This window comes from Streptomyces sp. NPDC045701, assembly GCF_056432045.1.
This window is the reverse complement of record NZ_JBWKJV010000105.1, coordinates 1-7,466: the sequence shown is the minus strand read 5'-3', so window position 1 is coordinate 7,466 and position 7,466 is coordinate 1. Positions and strand designations below refer to the sequence as shown.

The 7,466-nt window shown below is 62.1% G+C and carries 3 protein-coding genes and 2 pseudogenes; all 5 read right to left on the bottom strand.

The genetic code is table 11. From position 1 onward, the window contains the following. Window positions 1-204: 204 nt before the first annotated feature. Window positions 205-615 carry an SSI family serine proteinase inhibitor gene (locus tag AC07DW_RS32815; protein ID WP_478861286.1) on the bottom strand — a complete coding sequence of 137 codons (411 nt, stop codon included), beginning with the start codon at window positions 613-615 and terminating at the stop codon, window positions 205-207. A 656-nt stretch (window positions 616-1,271) separates the two neighbouring features. Next, a pseudogene (gene tpg, locus AC07DW_RS32810) lies at window positions 1,272-1,821 on the bottom strand (telomere-protecting terminal protein Tpg). Further along, window positions 1,818-2,221: pseudogene (locus tag AC07DW_RS32805) on the bottom strand (telomere-associated protein Tap); the annotation flags it as partial. The pseudogenes tpg and AC07DW_RS32805, both read right to left, overlap by 4 nt. 1,399 nt (window positions 2,222-3,620) lie before the next feature. After that, on the bottom strand, window positions 3,621-6,773 hold the full coding sequence (locus AC07DW_RS32800) for an alpha/beta fold hydrolase (protein ID WP_478861285.1): 3,153 nt from the start codon (window positions 6,771-6,773) through the stop codon (window positions 3,621-3,623). A 243-nt stretch (window positions 6,774-7,016) separates the two neighbouring features. Then, complete coding sequence (locus tag AC07DW_RS32795; protein ID WP_478861287.1) at window positions 7,017-7,394, bottom strand: integrase core domain-containing protein; 378 nt, start codon at window positions 7,392-7,394, stop codon at window positions 7,017-7,019. Window positions 7,395-7,466: the final 72 nt, after the last annotated feature.

Sequence of the window (7,466 nt, the reverse complement as noted above, 5' to 3'; positions counted from 1 at the left end):
CCGCCACCATCTGCACTGGTCACTCTGGCGAAGACTCAGCCAGACACGCGCCCGCAACAGCCACTACAAACAACGCGGACACACCCCCTAACTGTAATTGCAGTACTGGAGCGCGTCGGAACGAGCTCAGCGGCAGGGCGAGTGTTCACTACGTCACGCCGTACGCACGGGTCCATTGATGGGCGGGATGGACGCCGTGCGCACTCAGAAACTGAACACGAGGTTTCCGTCGAGGGCGGCGTTCATGCGGCAGTCGTTCGAGAACGTTTGCTGCCAACTAACGCGTCGGTTCTCCCAGCTGCCCTTTGCGGTGACAGTGACGGGGGAAGCATGCATCGGGCAGATGCGGTTGGGGGCGGGGTTGGCGAGCAGGGCGTGAGGGTTGCCATTAGTGAGGGCGAAGGCATCGCATGCTGCCTGGGGGCTGGGGTGGGTACCGGCGGCAGGGTCGCAGGTCAAGGTGACGGAGCGATCGTTGTCCGCATTAAAGTGGTGGGTGATGGTAAGGGTGAACGCAGAAGGCGCATATGACGTGGGGGCAGCGTGAGCCGCTCCGGTAGCGCCAGCGAAGGCCAAGAGAGTGGTTGCAGTGATGGCTGCGATACGGTGACGCATAGGATAACTCACTTTCGCAGTAGCTGGAAGGCCCCGCCGCCTAGGTTCTCACGGGGGATGCGAGGAGTCTGTCGAACCTGTGGGTCGCGCATGTAATCGACGGATGAGTTCTGGACAGCCTGGTCAATTTCGCATACCGATCTTCATTCGGAACAGGCCAGCGGCGATCTGCAGGGACAAGATCGTGATCTTGCATTAGATATCACGCCAATCTAGCGTGTATCTTTCGGCCAAATTTTGACCTCGCCCATATCCATTCAGTCCTGAGATTGTCCGAAACTCTCCCTTCTCGATTACTGAGCTTTCGGGTTGTCGTGGGGTAGGACGGTTCATGATCCATACCTTGGTTCTGGGTTGGTCGCGGTCATTTGTAAGATCGCGACACCCAGGGGTATCGGGTATGGCTGTCATGATCTTGCCGCTGTTGTGGCTTGCAGGGATTGGCCGCCCAGTACTCCGCGACGGCTCGACTGCTGATTGGGATACGCGAACCGAATCGCTCGTATGGAAGTGACAGCGAGGCCGTCTGCCGGGACAGCACGAAGGACATGATGAGGGAGGTCCCGGGCACTCAGGCCGCCGACTCGCACGCCCATCCGCAACCTGAAGCGCTCAGTCACACACATCGGTCCGGGGCTTGTTCGGGGAGCAGCTGCTTACAGCTCGAACTCCAGGTGCTGGACGTCCGTGAACCGGACCTTCTCCAGGCTCCAGGACGGCGGCCGCCGTCCTGGAAGTACACTTCCTTGAGCCCTTCGGCCATGATCTGCTGGAGCTTCTGGGCGCTGGCACCCGCCTCCTGGGCCTCGAAGAGGCGGGCCGCGTACTGCGGGGGCAGGGCGACGGTCAGGTGCCAACACGGTCCTCATCCGTCGACCCGATCGGCGCGGATAGCCCATGCGGGCCGGTGTCGACGACGATGCCGCCGGTGGTGGCCGCCTTCTGCGGGCTTCGCCCTGATCTGCCGCTGCCACCGCTTCTTCACGCCGCGCTCCAGGCGCGTGGCGAGGTCGGGGCGCGGCTTCGCGGCTTCTTGATCTGGTCCTTCACGTACCGCTCGTGGGAGATCCGCAGCATCTGCGCGACCGCCTTGGGGCCCTTCATCTGCTTGACCAGGTACCGCATCTGCGCGTCGGCCGCCTTCGGCGCCGGGCGGGTGAACGCCTTCTGCACCGCGGCCTCCAGGCCGTCCCCGAACAGGCTCATCGCCTACTCCTACTCTCCGTGTCGACGTCGGTGACGGTGCCGTCCTTGACGTACCGGGCCAGGCTCAGTTCCGGCGTGTTGAACCCGCTCGCGGACCTCTTCGCCCCACAGGACATCCTGAGTGCCCTCGCGCTTGATCAGGCCGGGGTTGATGCCGAGCTTGAAGCCGCCGGGAAGCGGCTTGCCGTCCCGGTAGAGCAGGAAGTCCAGCGGCGAGGGTCCGGCGGCCGCGTAGACGACGCAGTCGGACAGGATCGCGACCGGGTACTGCCCGGTGAACGCCGCGTGCTTGACGGTCTTCCGGTGGAGGCTGACGTGTGCGGGAGATGACCGCCGCGCGTATGTCGGGCCGCCACGTCGGCCGGGCGAGGGCGCGCCACGGCTCGCCGGGCCGCCAGCCTCGCCGCGGGGCGGCGGCGGCCGGGTGGCGGCGCGGGACGGGGGGTAGCGGCGGCGCGCGCCTACCTGGCCCGTGAGGGCACCCTGACGAGCGTCAGCCGGGCAAGCACCTCTTCGCGCGCCAGAAGCACGGACGAACACGCTTCGCCCTCGGGCCTTGTCCCCGAGGAGCGGACACCTGTTCGTGTCGTTATGCGGCAAGCGTCAGGGTAGCTGACTGCTGTTCGTAGGCTATCGGCGCCTGCTGTCCGTTCGCCGGGGTCGTCGGGGGGTGTTGCAGCGGGTGGTCCAGCGGAAGACGGCCAGGCGGCAGGCGCGGGCCCCGTCGAAGCGGCGGGCGCCACGGAGCGTTCCGCGTCTTGCTGAATGACCCGGCGGGGGCGTTGTTCGCGCTGGTGCCGGCCGCGCCCGTGGACTGCCTGACACCCAGCCCGGCGCAGACACCAGCGCAATTCGCGGGGGCTGCACTGGGCTGCGTGATCGCTGTGGAAGACGGCGCCGGCCAGGCTGCCGCGGGCCTGGGCGGCTGCCCGGAGCGTGCCGGTTACCAGCGAGGTGCGCATGAGGCCGAGCGCCCGGCCAGCGCACCAGGCGGCGGGAGAAGCAGTCGGTCACGGTCGCCAGATACAGGAAGTGGCCGTCGCCCGCCGGCAGGCAGGTGATGCCCCCGGCGTCCGGCGTACTTCGTGTCCGGGGCGCTGGCGGTGAAGTCCCGCTCCGGCAGGTCGGGCATCGGTGTGGCGGAGCGTCCGGGGACGGTGGTGGCCTGGCGCTTGCGCAGCCGCAGCCCGGCGATGCCGGTTGCGCATGCCCCGGCCGGCGCGCTTGTGGTTCACGCGCTCGTCGTCGCCGCTCAGTGCGGGGGTGGTCCCCGGGCGGCCGCAGGTGCCGTCCTGCCCGGCGTGGACGGCCGGCCCTGATCCGCCCGGCGAGCGCGGCATCTGCCCTGTTCATGCGCGCCGCGGGCCCGGCGGCTGGCCCGCCACTTGCAGAAGCTGGAGCGGGCGGCCTCCAGCACGGCACACAACCGCGCTTCAAGCCTCAGGCGCGGTGGTGGGGCCCGAGGAACTGGAAGCGGTTGGTCACCAGGTCATCTCCTGTGCGGAAAACTTCGCCGCCTTGCGGAGAATGTCCCCCGCGGCGGCGAGCTTGTGCATCTCCTTGCGCGCTGACGCCAGCTCGCGGCGCAGGGCCTCGTCCATTTTGCAACAGACTCTATTCTTACCAGGCCACCTACATGATCACCGCGACTTTCATCAAGCACCCCCTGCCCTGCATCTGGCCAGCTCAACGTGAGATGGAAATGCCTCAACTCTGCGACGCGTTCGTCTTCCTGGCCTGCAGCCTCATCTGATAGGACGCCCCTCAATAATCCTGAATCATGAGCGTGTTACGAGCTCTTAAGTAGAGAATTCCTGCAACACCTGACAAAATTCGTCCGGTGCCGTGAAGATGGGCAAATGCCCCTTTCCTTCGAAGCCATATATTTTTGCGTTTGGCAATGAGCGGGACAGGTACTCTGCTGCCCGATAAGGAATCAGCTGGTCCGCAGTCCCATGCGTCACCAAAGTGGGTACCACCACATCACTCAATAGAGAGGAGACATCTTCGTCGGGGTCCTCATCATAGAAGCTCAAGATCGTATCGCGGGGAAGTCTCGTCATCCCGTCTATAAGAATCTTTTTGAGTTCCTCGGTTCCTGGTTCACTGTACATAAACGTGCCGAGGAGCTCAAGCAGAGCGCGCATATCTCCTCGCCTGAGCGCCTTAGGCGCTTCCACCCAGTAGTCAGAATACGTAGCGAGCGAGTCGAGCCCTCCTTCTACAAATGAGCACCCTACGGTAATCAATTTACTTACGTATTTCGGCTGGGTAGCAGCGAGACGAATCAGCAGATTACTACCTCGCGACAAACCCACGCCGATGACTGGGTAACTTGCGGATGTTTCCAGGACCTGTGCAAGGTCCTTGGTATGTTCGGCAAACCCGAACGGTCGCACTAGGGCATCCGATTTTCCCGTTCCTCGGCAATCTACGGTAATGACTCGAAACCTGTCACACAAGCGCTCAAGGAGAGGCTGAAAAAGCGCAAGCCCATAGACTAGGGGATTCACAAGAAGGATTGTCTTGTCGCCATCCCCATGGCTGTAAAAAGTGATCCTGGCACCGTCTCGAAAGGCAATTTCCTCCTGATGCAACTTCTTTCTAATGGCCTTCTTGCGCCCCTCTGAAACGGAGCCCTGTCTGGCCGTCTCGTAGTATCTGTTGGCCTCGACCAAATCGCCGGCCAAGCCGGTCAAGTCGCCGAGCAGAACCAGCGCGTCGGTTTCTACATTGATATCCTCGTCCCCGCCACCTTCCATGCCACACAATTTCACCTCGTCGAGACATCGACGAAGATGAGACCCTGCCTCTAGATTCAAATACGCCGACTTGGCTCGTTTGCCTGCTTCAAGCCACTGGCGCGCCGCCTCCCTGTGCAATTCAGCTCGAGAGTAGTGTTCGGCAATGAGCTCCGGTGATGACACCGCTGCGTCCCGGCCACCGTTCAACACTTCGGCGACTCTAGCGTGCAGGTGACGCCTCTTGCTCTTCAGCATGGACTCGTACGCTGCATCCTGCACGAGCGCGTGCTTAAAGGTGTACACTCCTCCACCTTTGCGAAATACCAGGCCGGCCCCCACAAGTTGGTCCAGGCTTTCCTCAACCTGAAAAGTTGGTTTTCCGGATACAGAGGAGAGCAAATCTGATGTAAAAGCTCTGCCAACGACTGAGGCGATCTGGGCAACGTCCTTCACTGGCGAAAGACGGTCGAGTCGAGCCATAAGGGAGTCGTGCAGGGTGGAGGGGATTGTAGCGAAGCGCACCGATCTATCGCGGCCCGCCTCTACCACCTCGGACTCCAGAACATTTTTGGTAAGCTCCTCGATGAAGAGGGGGACTCCATCGCTCCTGTCGAGGATTTCCTCGACAATTCGAGAGGGAAGCGTCACGCCCTGGGTAAGGTGCTCAATGAGAGAAATACCATTCCGTTGAGGGAGGCGGTCCAACGCAAGGGTCGTAACGTGCGCATTAGTGCTCCATGGCGGAGTGAATTCTGGGCGGTAGTTGACGACCAGCATGACAGGCAGGTGCTGCACCCGGTCGATGAGCATTCCTATTAGTTTAAGAGTTGACGGGTCCGCCCATTGTACATCTTCGTAGACACTAAGAACCGGTGTCTTATTAGCTAGCCCGGCAAGTTGATCCGCCAGGACTTCAAGGGTGCGCTGATTACGGCGTTGGGAACTTAGGCCTGTAATTAGTGGAGTAGGCTCATGGGGGATGGACAGTAGTTCAGCCAGCAGAGGCAGCGCTTCTTCGACGTCTTCAATGGACGACTCCACGATGACCGATTTCACTGCAGCTAATTGGTGCTCACTCGACGCATTCTTGTCCAGCTTCGACACGTGCTCCAGCAGGGCGATCACGGGGTAAAAGGCTGTGTTCGCTTGATAGAGGGAACAGTAGTGGGTAAGGACTCGGTGCGGTTCGCCGGTGAGCTGCTCCCGGAGGCCTCGCACAGTGCGCGATTTACCGATGCCAGGTTCCCCCGAAAGAAGTATGACTTGTCCCTTACCTTTCTTTGCCTGTCCCCAGCGGCTCAAAAGAAGTTCCACCTCGTGGTCACGTCCGAGCAATGGCCCGATTTCACCAGGATGAAGTGCTTCAAATCGCGCTGGAGTCGCAGCTTCTCGCAACACTGCCCAGGCACGGACCGGCTCGTCGAAACCTTTGAGGGAGCAGAGTCCCATGTCCTTCACATCGAAGAGGCCCCCAAGGAGTCGATGGGTCCCCTCGCTTATAACTACACTGCCGGGCTCGGCCAAGGCCTGCAGGCGGGCTGCGAGATTAGGCGTTTCTCCCACGACGGACTCTTCCTGGGCCGCGCCTTCCCCAATGAGATCGCCCACCACGGAAAGTCCCGTCGCAATACCGACTCGGGCGTCGAGAGTCAAGTTCGCGCGGGGTCTCAGCTCGCGCACTCTTGCAATAACCCGGAGCGCCGCCAGGACAGCTCGGTGAGCTTCGTCCTCGTGAGTAGTCGGGTACCCAAAATAGGCAAGGATGCCGTCGCCAAGGTACTTAGCTACATACCCGCCGAAACTGCTGATGACCTCCGCAGCTTCCCTTTGATACATCCCGATGACGTCCCTCAGGTCTTCGGGGTCCAAGGCAGTAGAGAGGGCGGTAGAACCTACGAGATCGCAGAACACCACACTGAGTTGTCTACGCTCTGCCTCCCGAGGTTGCGACATCTGCAGCTGCGCTGCTGCCTTGAGTATTTTCCGTCGATGCCCCAGAGGCGTGACCCCGAGCTCCATCAGGTCCGAGGAGGTCAAACTGGGCAAGATTTCTTCGTCGATTTCGTTGCGAGTGAAAACCTCTGCATAGGCTTGCAGGCCCATCTGCCGCAACCATGAGGCAACGTCCATGATCAGCCTCCACTGGCGTTTTTTGCCAACCATGGCCAGCTTAACTCGCAGCGCCTGTGATAGCCCGATGTGGCTCACGGCGACTTGGTGTATGCTCACTTGCTCAGAAACTCGAGTGGTGAACCGTTCCGGCTTTCCTGCCGGTGGTGTGCTGGCCGGTGATCAGTCGGCCCCAGCTTGTGTGTCAGCGTAGTGCTGCGGCGTACTCGGCGGGGCTGATCATGCCCAGAGTGGAGTGCAGACGGCGGTCAAGCCTTGTCCCTGAATCCTGGACACGGTTTTTGCGGCTTGGGTCTGGCGTGGTTGATGGTTCCTCGAGCGCTATTTCGGGGGCGTTCGGCTGCGTTGTCCGGGCCGGGAGTGACGGCGGCGGGTGTTGTAGCGGTGCAGCCAGCGGTAGGCGTCGAGACGAGCCTCGCGCTTGTTGGACCAGTTTTTTCGGCCCTGGAGCGTTTCGCATTTGAAGGCCGTGTTGAGTGACCCGGCGAGCGCGTTGTCCGCTGAAGCTGCCGGCGGTGCTCGTTCACTGGCGGACGCCGGCTTTGCGGCAAGCGTCGGCGAAGGCCCGGCTGGTGTACTGGGCGCCGTGGTCGGTGTGCATGATTGCGCCGGTGAGACTGCCGCGGGTCTGTCCGGCTGCCGCCAGGTACTACAGCCGTGAGTCGCGGTTGCGGTCTCTGCGGTCGCGGGTGGCGTGATGGCTTTGGCGGGCGCGGGTCTGGTGGGTGCGGCGCCAGAGGGACTGGGCGATGATGAGGGCGGCGGAGAGTG

Bases quoted from the DNA above. Each gene is read 5' to 3' on its own strand.
- AC07DW_RS32815 (WP_478861286.1), bottom strand. From the start codon at position 615: ATGCGTCACCGTATCGCAGCCATCACTGCAACCACTCTCTTGGCCTTC.